We start from the raw sequence: 16,169 nt of genomic DNA, 5'->3' as shown, positions 1-16,169 counted from the left end.
TATCTAACCTTCATCAGTGTTGGTGGAGTTAACATGACAAGATTAGCAAACAAGATCTCCCTCGTTATCGGCGGTGTCGGCGGCATCGGCGGAGCCGTGTCTCAAAGGTTCGCCAGCGAGGGAGCGCAGGTCTACGCGACCAGCCGCAAGGGCGCGGAGAGCACATCGGAATTAGCGGGTGTGGGCATCATCCAGACGATCCAGGCGGATGCCAGCGACAACGCCGATCTTCAGCGCGTCTTTGAGCAGATACGATCGGAACGAGGCCGCATCGACGTGCTTGTCGTGAACGCGGGCCTATCCGAATACGCATCCCTTGATGAGATCTCCGAGGATCATTTTGATCGGACATTTGGCCTGAACGTCCGATCCCTTGTGTTCGCGGTACAGGGTGCCATCGACATCATGCAGCCCGGCGCAACGATTGTGCTGATCGGCTCCATCGCGGGCGATATCGGCACAAGAGGATATGGCGTCTATGGTGCGACCAAGGCCGCGGTCCGTTCGTTCACACGCACATGGGCAAACGAACTTGCTCCTAAAGGCATTCGCGTCAACGTTGTCAGCCCTGGACCGACCGATACGGCGATGATGGCAAGGACCTCACAGGAGGTTCGAGACGCACTGTCTAGTATGATCCCTCTCGGGCGTATGGGCAGACCTGATGAGGTGGCGGCAGCTGCACTCTTCCTTGCGAGCGACGAGAGCAGTTTTACCACCGGTGCAGAAATAGCCGTTGATGGGGGTATGGCTCAGGTCTGACGCCCGCTCTCGCCGGGCGTCGAAAAGGACACTCGCGCTAAAGCCTGTCACATCACCCTGCCGCATATCCGCATGATGTTGTGAAGCGGCCTGACCATAACGAACTCCTAGACCCCGAAGGTTCGGAACACGGGTTCGAGCCCATAGAACGACGCGGACTGTCCCGCGGTCGGTTGAAGCTGCCCTTTAAAAATCCTGACCCTTTGTCCTGAGTTGCGCGATACGACTGATTTCTAGAAAACGAAGGCGATCTGCTCATCCGGCTCCAGACGAAGCCTTGCGAGTAGAGCTTTCATGCATGATCGTCTCATTGTCGCGACGAGCTAAGCTTCAGCTCGGTGGCGCCTCGCACGCCGCGATCGAAAGAGACCCGGCGGTTAAGGCCGGGTCAGTCGAAGGAAAGTTTCCGCATCTCCAAGGACAGGAAGATCGATATCGAACCGCGACACAACTTTCCATCGGGTCGTTGGCAAATAAACGGCCTGTGGCATTTTTGGTGCTCCCATCGCGCTCCATTTGGTCATCATCCGGCGGGGAAGTCTTTTCCGAGATGCAGGGCTTAGCAGAGTGCGCCAAGGAGGATCGGTTGCGCTCGGAAATCCCATTGGGATCGCTGTTTGGCACCGGAACTTGACGAGAGCCAGAACGTTCAGGGAACAAAGAGAGGAGTTTGCCATGACCAACAACCCGAAGACAGACAGGACTTCCAACACCCAGAAAGATCCAGATGAGTGGGTAAGCGGCGACGAGCCAATGACCGGCGCCCAACGATCTTACCTGAAGACGCTGTCGGACCAGGCGCATAAGCCAAACGCTTACGCCGAGGACATCTCGAAGGCCGAAGCCTCCAAACGGATCGACGAACTCAAACAGGAGCTCGGCCTTAGCTGATCGGGCATGTGCTGGGTGCATAAACCGGAACCTTCCGGTTGCTCTGATAGTTTTCGGGGCATGCCCTATCTGGTCGAAATCTTGCTTCCCGTGACGCATAGCCGTCGGAACCGGACGAACCTCGATTTGGTTCGCGACGAACTCACCGAGAAGTTCGGCGGGGTTACCCTGCACATCAACTCTCCCGCCGAGGGTCTGTGGGAGGACGGGGGAGACATCGAGCGCGACCGTATCGTCGTGGCCGAAGTGATGACTGACGATATCGACCGCTCCTGGTGGTCCTCTTACCGCAGGGAACTGGAGGCCCGTTTCCGTCAGGAGAAAATCCTCATCCGCGCAACTCCAATCGAGCGCCTATGAATTCCTTCGGAACTATCAGGAATCGCGGCTATCAGCTTGGCCGAAGGAAACCTGGGATGCATGATAGCAGGGAGGCATTGCTCGTCTAGGAGTACTCTTCGTCGGGAAACAGATGGTCGCCAACGGCCGTACGCTCGGGGGTGTCTTTCGAAGATTACCCGGTCTCCTATCCCACCTACCACTTTACCGGAGACCTACCTTTCGGCGCCGCTGGCGCAAGAGCAATTCGGCGCTGCAGAGGAGACGAGACAGCATTTGGTGAAGGAACTGATGTCGACGCGGCGGGCCGTCGGGATGCAAAGGGTAATCCTGACGCCATTACAGATGCGCGCTTAAGAGTGGATAATGCCAAGGTAGCTCGTGGCGAGCGCGGACCTGTCTGGTAGACAGATGGCGGCGTCTGGTGAAGAACACACCGTATGCCGATTGGTTTGCCCAGCTGCCAAAACAAGACAGTTTGAACATGAGGCGCTCCAGAGCAGGACCATCGATTGAAGACACGCCACCCACTTATTCTGACCGACGCTTACCGGGCGAATACCTGGGCAGGATCGTCGAAAAGCTCGAACAGGTGGCAGGCGGATTTGAAGTGATAACAGTCGAGGTCAGCGGACTTCGTCATCTCGGTGCAGGTGTCGCATATACGATCACCAGCCAGGTGCTGCAGGAAATCCGCGCGACGCTTAAGGCAGAATGCGTGTCATGACTTGGCTCACAGGACATGCAAGCATGGCAGCCGCATATCACGGTCCAGAACAAAGTTCCGAAACCTAAGGCGGATGACCTCTATCGAAATCTGAGCCAAGGTTTTCGCGCTCATCCGATTGACATTACGTGGCTCGATCTCTGGGAATATCTCGGTGGGCCCTGGCGGCATGCAATATTCGTTTCGTTCGCCGAGTAAGCGAATCTGAGGCGCTAGGATGCCCAGCTTGTATGCCACGTGCACGTGGCGGCCAATCCGCCAGGAAGATAGGGCGGTTGAAGTACTCCACTAATATCCTAATTCTCGCCGTGTGCTCACGGGAGAACGCGAATGACCGTCTTTCCGGCGCGGCGCTCCGTCGAAGTGAAGGTCGCGAGAGCGATCTTTCCGGCGGGGTGGGTAGAACTCAGTGCTTCAAGGGCGGCCCGTGATCCAAACGAAAATTGACACTCTCTGGCTCAGGCATATCGGAGAGACTTCGTGCCCACGCCGGAATGCTTACAGGCAACGTCTCTCGCGAGGACCGATCGGCCGAACTTGAAGACCGGACCACAATCAGTTTGCAGAATGCGTGAGGGCGAAGATCCACCTGTCGCCAGAAGGCCCTCGTGCGGCATGGCACGCACGAGAACGTCAGGATCGCAAAACCCGAGGCTTGCTGGACGGTCGGGCCACCAGGTTTCTAACGTTTCCAGAAACACGCAATTCGACGGAGTGTGATATGGATGTTCGGACAGAAGTCGGTGATTCGACCAGTATTCCGGGTACAGACCTGGGAATTCCTCGTCCCATTGCGGACCATGGAATAATTGGCGATCTCGCAACTCTGGCGCTCGTCGCCAAGGACGGTGCGATTGACTTCCTGTGTTGGCCGAACTTCGACAGCCCGACCATCTTCGCCGCACTACTTGATCCAGACCGTGGCGGCGTCTTTGAACTGGCTCCCGACATTCCCGACGCACGGGTTGTACAGCAATATCTCCCAGACACGAACGTGCTGCTCACACGCTGGATGGGCGAGCACGCAAGCGCTGAGCTAACTGACTTCATGGCCGTCACGGCTGGCAGCGCGGATACGCCGACAACGGTTGTCCGAAGGCTGAAGGTCACTCGTGGCGAGGTGTGCTTCACGATGCGCTGCGCCCCCCGTTTTGATTACGCACGGGAAAACCCAACCGCTGATGTCGAAGGCAACGAGGCGATGTGGCGGCGAGGTAAGGTACAGGGTGTCCGACTGACGTCAAACGTGCCGCTGACAAGCGACAGCGACGGCGTTGGTGCCAGCGCTCGCCTGACAGCCGGTGAAACTGCTGATTTTCTGCTCGCGGGTATTGATGATGATCCGATCAAGCTCCCCGAAATTCAGGAGCTTGAGAAGGCGACAATCGAGTATTGGCAAGATTGGGCGGCGCAATCGTCTTACCGAGGCCGTTGGAGAGAAATGGTTACGCGCTCGGCGTTGACTCTCAAGCTCATGACATCCCGTCGCCATGGATCCATTGTTGCGGCCGGAACGTTCGGCCTGCCGGAAACGCCCGGTGGCACGCGCAACTGGGACTATCGCGCGACCTGGATTCGGGACGCGTCCTTTACTGTCTATGCCCTCATGCGCCTCGGCTATCAGCAGGAGGCCCAGGAGTTCACAACATGGATCAGCAAGCGCGCCACGAAGTGCCAAGGGAATGGGAAGCTGGACATCATGTATGCGGTCGACGGAGGAAGGGCGCCCGACGAAGTCGCCCTTGACCACCTCCGCGGCTACGGCGGTGCTCGTCCGGTCCGCATCGGCAACGATGCGGTGGAACAGGTCCAGCTCGATATCTACGGCGAGCTCATGGACGCAGTTTATCTCAGCAACAAATATGGCCATGCGATTTCCCATGACGCCTGGAATGGCGTGCGTGACGTCATCAACTACGTCTGTGATCATTGGGAACAACCGGACGCGGGAATATGGGAGATGCGCCGCGAACCTCAGCATTTCCTCCACTCACGCTTAATGTGCTGGGTCGCAGTCGACAGGGCAATCAGGCTGGCCAGCAAACGGTCACTTGCGGCCCCATTCAGCCGATGGATCGACGTCCGGAACCTGATCTACGAGGACATCTGGGCAAACTTCTGGAACGAACAGAAAGGACATTTCGTACAGACGAGGGGCGGGCAAAGCCTTGACGCTTCCTTACTGTTGATGCCGCTGGTAAGGTTCGTCAGCGCCACCGACCCCCGCTGGCTTTCCACTCTCGACGCAATCGGCACGACACTCGTCGATGACGGCCTTGTTTATCGCTACCGAAGCGACGATGGGCTCCATGGACAGGAAGGTGCGTTCTCCGCCTGTTCTTTCTGGTACGCGGAGTGTCTGGCGCGAGCCGGCAATGTTGTGAAGGCCCGGCGTGTTTTCGAGGCGGTTCTCAACTATGCCAATCATCTCGGCCTTTACGCCGAGGAGTTCGATGCTCGCTCAAATCTGTCAGGTAACTTCCCGCAGGCATTCACGCACTTGGCGTTGATAAGTGCTGCGTATTATCTCGATCGTGAACTGGCCGGGAAAAGGGCCCAGGAATGGCGACCTTAAGCAACCCAGCGGCGCTTGAGCCGGCCGCCTCGACCTCTGCGCGAACGGACGCAGGCTCAATCCGGTGCAGTGACTGGGTGGCGCTGGTGCCCGTTACCGCGCGGGCAAGTCTACGACGATGTAGCATGCCGATTGACCTCGCCGAATGCTTCGGAACGGTGGCGCCGTGATGCTCTGTTCCGTCCGAAGGTACGCGCGGCCAACGCCGAACTCGTCGCCATAGGCTCGACGGACGCTACCCCGCTCCTGCATTCGGACGACCGGGTACACGTTCTGGAAGTATTGTCCGAACGCGTTCGCCCGAGACGCCGGCCTGCGCATCGATCATTTTCTCCTAAGCCCTTCCTTCCGCGGAAAGCGGGTGGCGTCGACGAGTTCGAGGATCAAGCAATTGTTATTGTTGACAAACCCGTTTATTTTCCGAGTGTCGCAGCGGCGATAGCGTGCTGCATCAAGAATGCGGCTACCTCCAGGACGACGTTCGTCAGATCGCCAGGATTGTGTGCAACGCCTTCAACGAAAGCGCGCCATTGCCGCTGCTTTTGCTCGTCCTTGGCAGAGGCGTTTGTCAGTCCGTCGGGTGGGTGAGTGGGGATCGGTGTCTCACCTCGAGCGCTAGCACCGTATTCGACAGTGCCGGCTGGGCGATATGCACCTTTATGATCGTCCAATCCGGATTATTGAAACGGCCAGATCGGAACGGAGCGAGTTTTCGCCTGAGCCAATGATCCGAAAATTCCGGCGACGGCGGAGCACTACGGAGGCAGCTTCCTCTAATCAGAACCAGCGACGAAGTGCGCGAAAACTACTTCAACCTCGGAGCATCCTTAAATGTCATCTCACAGCGACGAACCAAGCTGAACAAAAAGGTAGCCGTTTGCGACCTCAATCTTCTTGAGAAGATCCGCACGGACTTCATCTCGCGTAACCGCTTTAAAGTGCCGCCACTTGTGTTTTCTGGCATTCTCAGGGACGGGCGCTCCCTCCCGCAAAAATAGCGTCAAGTGAGGTTCATCGTCTGATTTGTAGATGCAAATCCTCATCGCTTGCCCTTTTCTCGCAGTGCAAAATATTGTGCGCCGCAAAATAGGGGATGGCAAATTATCTTTCGCCGGGTAAGCTAAAATCACGCCTCGGAAGCAACCGAGTAGTGGACACCAAATACCGACCGGGACTGGCGCGTCCACGAATGTCGGGGACCAGTGGGAGGGTCGAGACCCTGTCCGCTTCTGGACCACCGCCGACTTCGACGCCATTGATTTGGAGGGTTTGACCTGGCAGCCCATGCCGGAGTTCAGAGCGAGATACTTGCGCCTTGTTTGCAGCAGGACGAGGCCGACCTGCCGATCAGCGAACTCAATAACTCTTGCGCCACTTTCTCGTCGATCGCTCCCACCCCGAAAACAACACGGCCCTTGTGTAAAGGCAGTGATCTCCTCGGACTCCAGCCAAGCCTGCATTTCAGCCGGCGTCACGAAGACGGGCTCGAGGCCCTTCGGGAAGTGACGCTATGAAAGAATGACGGCCCTCTCTTCAGACTGTATCCAGGCAACATGAACGCGGATCCTTGCCCTGGTCTCATCGTCGTCGTCCTATTGCTTGTCGGCCGATTTCAGGACCAGGACCCCTACAAGGATTCGACCGTCGGTGAAGTATGGATCGCCGCTGCCGTTGCGACCATCTTTTGTCGGACCGACGCCTGCGCGCTGGTAAGTCATGGAGATCTGCCCGGCAGCCTTGAGGTCGCCGATCACCAGTTCGCGCTCGGCGTCGAGATCGGGTCCGATATGGTGGGTGATCTACCTGGTGATGCCGGAACTTTGGGTCTTCCGCGACCGGAGCACTGTCGCCGATCAGTGTGTTACTGTAACCTACATAGTGTTGGCCGGGTTCTGTGCCATCTTCACGACGACTACGCGGATATGCGCCCCCGCGTCGCCTGGCCGGGAGCCGATGCAATGCAATACGACACGGAGTTCGCCAAGCGAAGGTTTCCCGAGCAGACGCTAGAGATCGAATCGCTTGCCTCCCGCAACGAAAGCTTCCGGGACCTGTGCAACGACTTTTCCATCGCGGACCAGCTCGTGCGGGACTGGGAGTCATCTACGGCTCCGGAGCGAGACGCACATTATGCCGAGGCGCTGGAACTCATGGACGGCCTTGCCGCGGAAATCCACACCATGCTGGATCTTGCCAAGGTCGTGCCATTCCCAGCCGCCCGATGAAGTCGCGATCTCTCCGTCGTGGTGGCACGGCGGCTACAGAAAAAAGGAACAAGATGCCTCGACCGATGGCGATAGTCCTCATCTTCGCGGCCGCCGTCATCGTGGCGGCTTTGACAGCCTGGGGCTCCCTGGCCCTCTGGTATCGCCTGTCCCTTCCTGACGGCGGGCGGGCAACTGGCGCTGGTGTCTTCCTCGTCTTCGGTCTCCTCACCCTAGCGGCGCTTGCCAGCCGGCTGCGCATCAAAGCACTCCTTTCATTCACGGTCGTCTTCGCGCTGGTACTCTTCTGGTGGAACTCGATCAAGCCGGAAGCCAACGCCGCATGGGCGCCGGATGTGGCCCGCCAGGTTACGGGTCGTGTCGACGGGAATTTGCTGACCTTGACCGATGTCCGGGATTTCGAGTGGCGAAGCAATTCCGACTTTACCGAGCGCTGGACGACGCGAACCTACGATGTGAGCAAGGTGAGGACGGTCGACCTGTTCATGTCATACTGGGCGGGGCCGAAGATCGCGCACGTCATCTTCAGCTTCGGCTTCGAAGGCGGCGAACAGCTCGCCTGGTCGATCGAGGTACGCCACAAGGTCGGTGGCGGGTTTTCTCCCCTTGCCGATCTCTTCAAGAACGACCCGCTGGTGGTTGTTGCCGCGGACGAACGTGATGTCGTCGGCGTCCGCTCCAACGTGCGTGAAGAGGACGTCCAAATCTACCGGCTGAGAGCCAGTCCCGAGCAGGCGCGGAACCTGCTGCTCGAATACGTCGCCGAGGCCAACGCGCTCGCCCAGACGCCGCAGTTCTACAATTCGGTCACGACGAACTGCACGACTACGGTCGCCAAACTTATGCGGGTCGCAGGAGACAAGGTCCCACTCGACTGGCGGCTGATCGTCAACGGTTATCTTCCCGACTACGCCTATGACCGGGCAGCCATCGACACGTCGATGCCGCTCGACCGCCTGCGGGAGATTGCGAAGATCGACGCACGGGCGCGGGCGGATGGATTGTCCCCCGACTTCTCGAAGGCGATCCGCGTTGGCGTGCCCTTCCCGGTCGTCGTCGCTACGCCGTAACGTACAGTAACATACGAAGGGAATAGTTATGATTGAGGCATGGTCCGTCCTGTCAGGAATTCCCTGGGCGAGTTTTGCCTTTGCCCTTAACCAGGACCGAACTCATGAGCGTCATCAAGCACTTTCAGAACGTCGCGACGGCTTCGGCCCTCCTGATGATGGTGGCCGTGCCAACGCTCGCTCCGACCCCGCCGAAGCCCGCCCTGCGGTGGTCGGCTGCGGAGCCAGAGTGCGGCCGTCGGTAATCGCGGCACCGTCGTGGTCCCTCGCGCGCCCGTCGGGCGCGTCGTCGTCGTCGTGAATCCTCGCCGCTATTGGCCCGCCGGGGGTGCGATCGCGGGTGGAGCCGCCATCGGCTTCATTGCGGGCGCCACGGCGGCCTCGGTCGCCGGGACGCCGCCGAAGTCCGGCATGTGCTGGTACTACACCGACAGCACCAAAAAGACGGGTTTCAGGGACGCCTGCCCAGGATAGCGCTCGACGATCTGCGCGAGCATCGACCACGTCGATCGATTTGAACAGACAGCGGTGATGTAGCCGGAATGGCGATGGGGGACTTGAGCTTGTTTGGTTCGTTGACTGTTGGTCGCATCCGGCGACTTCTTCCATGCCTCGCGCTGGTCGTGCTGGCCGGCTGCGGCGGACATCCGAAGAACGTGCTATTCCCCGTTGCGGACACCGTGCCGGACACCAGTCGCGTCGACATGCTGGTCGCGACCACCCGCGCCCGATCGACTGTTCACGGCGAGATGTTCACGGGCGAGCGCGCCCGGACGCCGTCCTTCGCGCAGATGAGAGTCTCACTGCCCAAGGTCCGCAAGGAGGGCGACGTCGCCTGGCCCAAGAGACTGCCTTCGAATCCGGAGACCGACTTCGCCACGCTGAAGGCCGACGAGCTCAGTCTCGAGGGGGCGAAAGGCTGGCTGAACGCCTCGGTCAAAAGGAACCGCGACCACAGCGTCCTGGTCTTCATCCACGGCTTCAACAACCGCTTCGAGGACAGCGTCTACCGCTTCGCTCAGATCGTCCACGATTCCAATGTCCGCAGTACGCCGGTTCTTGTGACCTGGCCATCGCGTGGCAGCCTGCTCGCCTACGGTTATGACCGCGAGAGCACCAACTACACGCGCAACGCGCTCGAGACGCTATTCCAGTATCTCGCCAAAGACAGCACCGTGAAGGAAGTCAACGTGCTGGCCCACTCGATGGGGAACTGGCTGGCGTTGGAAGCGCTCCGGCAGATGGCGATCCGCAACGGCGGTCTCCCGGCGAAGTTCAAGAACGTCATGCTGGCCGCTCCGGACGTCGACGTGGACGTTTTCCGGTCGCAGATCGAGGACATGGGCGACCCCCATCCGCAGTTCACGCTCTTCGTCTCGCGCGACGACAAGGCGCTTGCCTTCTCGCGGCGGGTCTGGGGCAACATCCCGCGGCTTGGGTCGATCGATCCGGAAACTGCACCGTACAAGAGCGAACTCGCCGACTATAAGGTCTCCGTGATCGATCTGACCAAGATCAAGGTCAGCGACGACCTCAATCACAGCAAGTTCGCAGAATCGCCTGAAGTCGTCCAGCTCATCGGCGCGCGGCTGTCCGAAGGGCAGACGCTGACCGACAGCCGGGTCGGCCTTGGCGACACGATCCTTGCAGGGACAACGAACGTGGCGGCGGCGGCCGGAAGCGCCGCGGGCCTCGTACTGACCGCCCCCGTCGCGGTGCTCGACGCCGATACTCGCAGCAACTACGCCACTCATGTCGGCGGTCTGACCGGACAAGATAGCGGAGCGCAGAAGATCGCGGTCAAGAACTGCGCGGCGACCCCGGCGGACCCGGCCTGCCGGAAGCAGCGATAGCAGGAGGTGCCGGCTTGAGTTCGCCACGCCTGGCACCCTCGTCTTCATAGCCCGTTTGGGGGCCTCGTTCATCGGCGTCATCGCCCGTGACCGGTTGCCCGGCCCTACGTGATCCGCCTTGAAACTTCTTTCAGGTAGACGAAACACACTTCCGGCGTTAGGTTGCATTAGGGGATTCCAATACAAGCTTTAACTGTCGCGCATATGTGTGAGGGATGGGGAGCATCCAATGCAGACCTCGGTGCCTACGCCTGACGATCGGGCCGAGCGCCCGTGTCCGACCCCTGAGCAGGTCAGGGCGCAGCTTGAACGAATTCTGTCGAGCCGGGAGTTTCCGAATGCCGGACGTGGCGCTGCCTTCCTGAAATATGTCACCGAGGAGACGCTTGCAGGCCGGGCGCAGCGGCTCAAGGCGTATTCGATCGCCATCGAGGTGTTCAACCGAAGCGCGGGTTTCTCTCAGGAAGATCCCGTCGTTCGCATCGAGGCCGGACGTCTGCGCCGGGTCATCGAACGCTACTATCTCGTCGCAGGCCAGCGCGATCCGATCCGCATCGACATCCCCAAGGGCGGCTACGTGCCGACCTTCACGTGGAACGATCCGCCGATAGACGCGGCCGGGGATGCGGCGAATGAAGATATGGCCGAGCACCGGATTTCCGCGTGGCGGCGTCTCGCCTGGCCGGTACAGGCCATGCTCGTGGCATTCGTCTGCGCGGGGCTTGGCTTTTACGCGGGCGTTCTGAAGGGGCCGTCCAGCGGTCGTTCCGCCGGGCATGTTCCCGGCGAGCCGACCCTTGTGATCGCGCCCTTCGCGGACCTCGGCGACGACCCCCAGGCTGCACGCTATGCCGCCGGGCTGACCGAGGAGCTTCTAACCGCCCTTCCCCGCTTCAAGGAGATCACCGTCTTCGGCCGCGAGACATCGAAGGCACTGCCTCCCGGCGTCGAGGCGTCGCAGGTGCGCGAGGGACTTGGCGCCCGTTATCTGGTCGCAGGCGGGGTCCGCGTGGCGGGCGACAAGATCCGTGTGACCGCGCGCCTCGTCGACACCTCCGACGGATCCATCCTGTGGTCGCAGGACTACGACGAGAACCTGGACACGCACGAGCTCTTCTCCATTCAGACGGATGTCGCGAGCAAAGTCGCGACGGCGATCGCCCAGCCTTACGGCATCATCGCGAAATCGTTGGCGGTCAGCCCGCCGCCGGACGATATGAGCGTCCATGACTGCACGTTTCGCTACTACGCGTACCGCGAGGAGCTGAACCCGGAAACACATCGGATCGCGCGCGACTGCCTGCAGAAGGCCGTGGCGCGCTTCCCCGGCTACGCGACTGCTTGGTCGATGCTCTCGATCATCCATCTCGACGAGGGCCGATTCGAGTTCAATCCGCAGAGTGACAAGGATCCCGCGATGGAGCGCGCTCTGGCTTCGGCGCGGCGGGCGGTCTCGCTCGAGCCCGACAATACGCGCGCCCTGCAGGCGCTCATGACGGCTCTGTTCTTCAACAACCAGACGAAAGAGGCGTTCGACGTCGGCGAAGCGGCGCTCGCCGCCAACCCGAACGACACGGAGTTCCTCGGGGAGCTCGGAACACGCGTGGCGTTCTCGGGGCAATGGAAGCGCGGCGCGGACCTGCTGGATCGTGCGATCGAGCTCAATCCGGGCGGTGCCGGATATTACTTTGGGACGCGTGCCCTGATCGCCTGCATGCTCGACGATCATGAGATGGCGGTGCGACTAATCCGTAAAGCCGACCTGCAGAAGTTTCCGCTCTTCCATGGCGTTGCGGCGGTCATCTACTCCGAGGCGGGGCTGTTGGCGGAGGCGAAGCGCGAGGGCGAGGTGTTCATCAAAATGCGCCCCGACTATCTGCGCAACATCGTGGCCGAGAACCGGAAGAGAAACCTGCCGCCGAAGGACAGCATGCGCATGATCGCAGCGCTTCGACGGGCTGGACTGCCAGTGCCCAGCACGACGGATGTCGAAGCCGAGTTTAGGATCTCCGACGCCTCCTACGGTCCGTGAAAGCCGTACGCTACAGTAACATACATTTCTTCTGCCGGTTCGTTGCCTCATCTTCCGACGCATGAAGTGACCTCAGCCTGGCTCGCCGCCAGCCTGCGGATCGGATGGAGACAGAGCAAATGGCCAACACCGCATCGACCCGGACCTACGCGGTGAAGAGGTCCCCGACGCTCGCCATCGCCGCGATCCTCGGCATGGCGGCACCGGGCTACGGTCAGGATTCCAGCGCCGATCTCGCCAAGAAGCTTTCGAACCCGATCGCCTCGCTCATCAGCGTTCCGTTCCAGCTGAACTATGACAAGGGCTACGGTCCGCTCGATGGCGACAAGGCGACCTTGAACATCCAGCCCGTGATCCCCTTCTCGCTGAACGCCGACTGGAATCTGATCTCCCGCACAATCCTACCCGTGACCTACCAGAACGACGTCGCCGGACCATCCGGATCGCAATTCGGCCTCGGCGACGTCGTTCAGAGCTTCTTCCTGTCGCCTGCCAAGCCTACCGATGGCGGTCTTATCTGGGGTGCCGGACCCGTCTTCCTGATCCCAACCGCGACCGACGATCTGCTCGGCGGCGAAAAATGGGGCGCAGGGCCGACCATCGTCGCGCTGAAGCAGGACGGCCCCTGGACCTACGGCATCCTCGCCAACCACATCTGGTCGTTCGCCGGCAACGAGGACCGCAACGACATCAATAGCACGTACATGCAGCCCTTCCTTTCCTACACGACGCCGGCGGCATGGACGTTCGCGCTGAACACGGAATCCACATACGACTGGACGGCGCACGATTGGTCGGTGCCGATAAACCTGACCGTCTCGAAGCTGGTCAAGGTGAAGGAGCAGCCCATCAGCTTGACTGCCGGGCTTCGATATTGGGCGTTGGCTCCGGACGACGGCCCAGAAGGGCTGGGCGTCCGTCTGGGGCTGACGTTCCTGTTTCCGAAATAGGCGTAAAGAGCCGCTGAGACGTCTACGGCGCCTCCTCACGGATCGACGCACAACTTCTTCTGCTACTTCCGCGTACCCTCACCACACGCGGCGAACCGAAAGGATGTTCAAATGCTTACGAAACGTAATTTGCTCCGATCTGCAGCCATGGCAGCGCTCGTCGCGACGACGGCGAAGGCCGCCGACCTCACCTCCCCTTTGATCATTGATCAGGACAATTCCGATTGGCCTAGGCTGTTGGAGGCCAAGGCCATCGCTGAGGAAGGCTTCATCTACGGTCTGCCCCTCGTGATGAATTATGCGGTTATGCAGGAATATGCCGTGGACAATAACTCCGGGCAGTTCAAGGCGCCGTTCAACGAAATCAAAAATCTGCACCATGTCGCCACGCCGGAGGATACGGCCGTTATCACACCGAACAGCGACACCCCTTACTCTGTGCTCTGGCTGGATTTGCGCACTGAACCGATGGTTGTCTCGGTGCCTGCGATCGAAAGGGAGCGCTACTACTCGGTCATGCTCATCGACGGAAATACCTACAACTATGGTTATATAGGCACGCGGGCCACTGGGAGCGAGCCTGGCGACTATCTGGTAGTCGGCCCCGATTGGAAGGGTGAATTGCCCAAAGGGGTCAAGAAGGTGTTCCAATCGACCACGCCGTTTACATTGGCGGTCATCCGCACTCAACTCTTCAACTCTGACGACATGCCGAACGTCGAGAAAGTTCAGGCAGGTTACCAGGCACGGCCCCTCTCTGCATTCCTGAAGCAACCCGCACCTTCTGCCGCTCCCAAGGTCGAATTCGTCCCTGCCACAACCGCCGGGATCAAGGATAACTTCTTCGAGTACCTCGACGCGGCCCTGCAGTTCGTGCCCGAGACGGGGAAGGACAAGGCGATCCGTGCGAAACTTGCGAGAATTGGCATCGGGCCCGGCAAGACGTTCGCGTTGAAGGATCTGTCGCTCGAACACAAAGCCGAGATCCTGCTGGGCATGAAGGAGGGTAACGACAAGGTCGACAAATGGCTGGCCAGCGGCAATAAGAGCATCAACGGCTGGAACGTCGGCTCGTTCTTTGGCGACGAGGCCTTCTATAACGGCGATTGGCTGATGCGCGCGGGGGCCGCAAAGGGCGGTATCTATGGCAACGATGCCGTCGAAGCCATGTACCCCTATACCCGAACGGACGCCGCTGGCGAGGCGCTCGACGGCAGCAAGCATAAATACACCATTACCTTCCCATCCGGCCAGTTGCCGCCTGTGAACTCATTTTGGTCCCTTACAATGTACGACGGCAAGAGCCAGCTCCTGGTTAAGAACCCAATCAATCGCTACCTCATAAACTCCCCGATGTTGCCGGGGATGAACAAGAACGCGGACGGCTCACTGACACTGTACATCCAGAAGGGTAGCCCCGGTGCGGACAAGGAATCCAATTGGCTTCCGGCACCGGACGACAAGATCTATCTCGTGATGCGCCTGTACTGGCCGAAGACGGAAGCGCCTTCGATCCTGCCGGCAGGAGAAGGGGCGTGGCAGCCACCCGGCGTGAAGCGGGTCTCGTAGGAGGCGCCGAACGCCGACGGAAAATCTCCCGCAAGCCCACCGGTTCCAACATGTGCAAAGGACGCGCCAGATGGCCCCGACGAAGTCGAAGCGGTAGCGTCGCCTTAACTTTGGAGGGGACAGGATTGGCCATGATGGGGCCGGTTTATGCTGCAGTCGACAGGCTGGCCATGCAATTGGAAAACACTCTTTGACGTGTCCACACCAACATGAATAATTTGTTCCACGGACGGCCTCCCTCGATTGAGCTTTCAACGAACTCATTCTGGCACATCGCGATGCCGTTGGGAGCCGTCCACCCCAACAGGCGACACCGAGCCCGATCTTGAAGTCGACCCCTCTCACCTTGCGAAGCCGATGCCAAGACCGGCTGAGACCTGCGCGTCCTTTTCCTTGAGGACTTGAACCGTCGTCTCATCGCCATGAATGAGAGGCTGCGATCGCAACCGCAGTTTCAGCGCATCATAGATGCGGTGCAGATGCTTCTCGCTGGAGCCGACCACCCAGTGAGCGAGAGCGCCCCGGCTGATCGGCACGCCGGCCGCTCCAATGTCTGCGCCACGCGGTAAAGCGGTGTGCCGTCGACGTTTGTGAACGAGCGCGAAAGCAGCGTCGAAGCGGTAGCGATGCTGCCTGGCAGGGGCTGCTTCGGCATAGGCGCGGTCACGACGGGCGTGTTGATCCCGGTGCGGTCGCAATGGCGGCAGGCATATTTGAACCGGACGTTCTGCAGGACCTTTGCCTTGACTTCGATATGAAGCTGCTCGGTAACAGCCTCGCCCATGCGATGCATCTGACCCTGGCAGCAGGGACCAGACTTTTGATCGTCGGGGAGGTCATATTCGACGCGCTCGCGTGGCAGGTCTTCCGGCAGAGGTCTGCGTCCGCGCTTCTTTCCCGTTTGGCCTTCTACCGCTGGCAGGCCGGTGTCCGGAAGCTCGACAACATCGCCTGCCTCGCTCCTGCACCCAGAGGTGACTGTCGAGAGCATGAGTGAACCCGGCCTAAGCATCATCGAGCGCAATCGGTTCATAGAGACAATGCCGCTCGCTGGCTTCCCGGCATGCGCCAAGCCCGAGGCGCTGGCGAACCTCGTCAAACCTGTACGACTGCCGGAATGCGAAGCGGGGAGGATGAACCCTCTGGGGCGGCCATAGACAGCCGTGCAATGCGTTT

Annotated in this window: 13 protein-coding genes and 5 pseudogenes; 14 read left to right on the top strand and 4 right to left on the bottom strand. The window is 60.0% G+C overall.

Annotation, left to right across the window (positions count from 1 at the left end; genetic code table 11):
• Positions 1-33 precede the first annotated feature (33 nt).
• The 5 genes from AC1DTN_RS12190 (at position 34) to AC1DTN_RS12170 (ending at position 5,294) form a co-directional block, all read left to right on the top strand.
• Positions 34-762: an SDR family NAD(P)-dependent oxidoreductase gene (locus AC1DTN_RS12190; RefSeq protein ID WP_477921083.1), complete on the top strand. Its 729-nt coding sequence runs from the start codon at positions 34-36 to the stop codon at positions 760-762.
• 675 nt (positions 763-1,437) lie between these two features.
• Positions 1,438-1,653, top strand: coding sequence for a DUF3072 domain-containing protein (locus tag AC1DTN_RS12185; RefSeq protein ID WP_477921082.1), 216 nt, complete (start codon positions 1,438-1,440; stop codon positions 1,651-1,653).
• Between the two features lie 60 nt (positions 1,654-1,713).
• Entirely contained in the window at positions 1,714-2,013 is a 300-nt protein-coding gene (locus AC1DTN_RS12180) for a hypothetical protein (RefSeq protein WP_477921081.1), read from the top strand.
• A 403-nt stretch (positions 2,014-2,416) separates the two neighbouring features.
• Positions 2,417-2,719, top strand: coding sequence for a hypothetical protein (locus AC1DTN_RS12175; RefSeq protein WP_477921080.1), 303 nt, complete (start codon positions 2,417-2,419; stop codon positions 2,717-2,719).
• A gap of 721 nt (positions 2,720-3,440) precedes the next feature.
• On the top strand, positions 3,441-5,294 hold the full coding sequence (locus tag AC1DTN_RS12170; protein WP_477921079.1) for a glycoside hydrolase family 15 protein: 1,854 nt from the start codon (positions 3,441-3,443) through the stop codon (positions 5,292-5,294).
• Between the two features lie 19 nt (positions 5,295-5,313).
• Here the strand turns inward: AC1DTN_RS12170 and AC1DTN_RS12165 are convergent.
• Positions 5,314-5,385 (bottom strand): annotated as a pseudogene (locus tag AC1DTN_RS12165) (class I SAM-dependent methyltransferase); the annotation flags it as partial.
• Between the two features lie 62 nt (positions 5,386-5,447).
• Here AC1DTN_RS12165 and AC1DTN_RS12160 point away from each other — a divergent pair.
• Positions 5,448-5,640: pseudogene (locus tag AC1DTN_RS12160) on the top strand (exodeoxyribonuclease III); the annotation flags it as partial.
• A 1,246-nt stretch (positions 5,641-6,886) separates the two neighbouring features.
• Here AC1DTN_RS12160 and AC1DTN_RS12155 read toward each other — a convergent pair.
• Positions 6,887-7,093 (bottom strand): annotated as a pseudogene (locus tag AC1DTN_RS12155) (LssY C-terminal domain-containing protein); the annotation flags it as partial.
• Between the two features lie 159 nt (positions 7,094-7,252).
• Between AC1DTN_RS12155 and AC1DTN_RS12150 the strand changes: the two are divergent.
• The 7 genes and pseudogenes from AC1DTN_RS12150 to AC1DTN_RS12120 all read left to right on the top strand — a co-directional run bounded on the left by AC1DTN_RS12150 (position 7,253) and on the right by AC1DTN_RS12120 (position 14,993).
• Positions 7,253-7,519 (top strand): hypothetical protein, encoded by a 267-nt coding sequence (locus AC1DTN_RS12150; protein WP_477921077.1) that lies wholly within the window; start codon positions 7,253-7,255, stop codon positions 7,517-7,519.
• Between the two features lie 53 nt (positions 7,520-7,572).
• The gene (locus AC1DTN_RS12145; RefSeq protein WP_477921075.1) at positions 7,573-8,589 is read left to right on the top strand and encodes an Lnb N-terminal periplasmic domain-containing protein; all 1,017 of its coding nucleotides are present in this window, start codon (positions 7,573-7,575) and stop codon (positions 8,587-8,589) included.
• A gap of 104 nt (positions 8,590-8,693) precedes the next feature.
• Positions 8,694-9,063: pseudogene (locus AC1DTN_RS12140) on the top strand (hypothetical protein).
• A gap of 74 nt (positions 9,064-9,137) precedes the next feature.
• Positions 9,138-10,442, top strand: coding sequence for an alpha/beta hydrolase (locus tag AC1DTN_RS12135; protein ID WP_477921074.1), 1,305 nt, complete (start codon positions 9,138-9,140; stop codon positions 10,440-10,442).
• 229 nt (positions 10,443-10,671) lie between these two features.
• On the top strand, positions 10,672-12,474 hold the full coding sequence (locus tag AC1DTN_RS12130; protein WP_477921072.1) for an adenylate cyclase: 1,803 nt from the start codon (positions 10,672-10,674) through the stop codon (positions 12,472-12,474).
• 194 nt (positions 12,475-12,668) lie between these two features.
• On the top strand, positions 12,669-13,424 hold the full coding sequence (locus AC1DTN_RS12125; protein WP_477921203.1) for a transporter: 756 nt from the start codon (positions 12,669-12,671) through the stop codon (positions 13,422-13,424).
• A gap of 111 nt (positions 13,425-13,535) precedes the next feature.
• On the top strand, positions 13,536-14,993 hold the full coding sequence (locus AC1DTN_RS12120) for a DUF1254 domain-containing protein (protein ID WP_477921070.1): 1,458 nt from the start codon (positions 13,536-13,538) through the stop codon (positions 14,991-14,993).
• Positions 14,994-15,334: 341 nt separating this feature from the next.
• Here AC1DTN_RS12120 and AC1DTN_RS12115 read toward each other — a convergent pair whose 3' ends face one another.
• Complete coding sequence (locus tag AC1DTN_RS12115; protein ID WP_477921201.1) at positions 15,335-15,544, bottom strand: IS66 family transposase; 210 nt, start codon at positions 15,542-15,544, stop codon at positions 15,335-15,337.
• Positions 15,448-15,984, bottom strand: a complete 537-nt coding sequence (locus AC1DTN_RS12110; RefSeq protein ID WP_477921199.1) for a transposase — start codon at positions 15,982-15,984, stop codon at positions 15,448-15,450. Before AC1DTN_RS12110 ends, AC1DTN_RS12115 begins: the two co-directional genes overlap by 97 nt.
• Between AC1DTN_RS12110 and AC1DTN_RS12105 the strand changes: the two are divergent.
• Positions 15,959-16,150, top strand: a pseudogene (locus AC1DTN_RS12105) (adenylate/guanylate cyclase domain-containing protein); the annotation flags it as partial. The gene AC1DTN_RS12110 and the pseudogene AC1DTN_RS12105 sit on opposite strands and share 26 nt — an antisense overlap.
• Positions 16,151-16,169: the final 19 nt, after the last annotated feature.

It is taken from the genome of Rhizobium sp. 01T444 (genome assembly GCF_056398305.1).
This window is presented reverse-complemented; position numbering and strand designations above follow the sequence as displayed.

Bases quoted from the DNA above. Each gene is read 5' to 3' on its own strand.
- AC1DTN_RS12190 (WP_477921083.1), top strand. From the start codon at position 34: ATGACAAGATTAGCAAACAAGATCTCCCTCGTTATCGGCGGTGTCGGC.
- AC1DTN_RS12185 (WP_477921082.1), top strand. From the start codon at position 1,438: ATGACCAACAACCCGAAGACAGACAGGACTTCCAACACCCAGAAAGAT.
- AC1DTN_RS12180 (WP_477921081.1), top strand. From the start codon at position 1,714: ATGCCCTATCTGGTCGAAATCTTGCTTCCCGTGACGCATAGCCGTCGG.
- AC1DTN_RS12170 (WP_477921079.1), top strand. From the start codon at position 3,441: ATGGATGTTCGGACAGAAGTCGGTGATTCGACCAGTATTCCGGGTACA.
- AC1DTN_RS12150 (WP_477921077.1), top strand. From the start codon at position 7,253: ATGCAATACGACACGGAGTTCGCCAAGCGAAGGTTTCCCGAGCAGACG.
- AC1DTN_RS12145 (WP_477921075.1), top strand. From the start codon at position 7,573: ATGCCTCGACCGATGGCGATAGTCCTCATCTTCGCGGCCGCCGTCATC.
- AC1DTN_RS12135 (WP_477921074.1), top strand. From the start codon at position 9,138: ATGGGGGACTTGAGCTTGTTTGGTTCGTTGACTGTTGGTCGCATCCGG.
- AC1DTN_RS12130 (WP_477921072.1), top strand. From the start codon at position 10,672: ATGCAGACCTCGGTGCCTACGCCTGACGATCGGGCCGAGCGCCCGTGT.
- AC1DTN_RS12125 (WP_477921203.1), top strand. From the start codon at position 12,669: ATGGCGGCACCGGGCTACGGTCAGGATTCCAGCGCCGATCTCGCCAAG.
- AC1DTN_RS12120 (WP_477921070.1), top strand. From the start codon at position 13,536: ATGCTTACGAAACGTAATTTGCTCCGATCTGCAGCCATGGCAGCGCTC.
- AC1DTN_RS12110 (WP_477921199.1), bottom strand. From the start codon at position 15,984: ATGCTCTCGACAGTCACCTCTGGGTGCAGGAGCGAGGCAGGCGATGTT.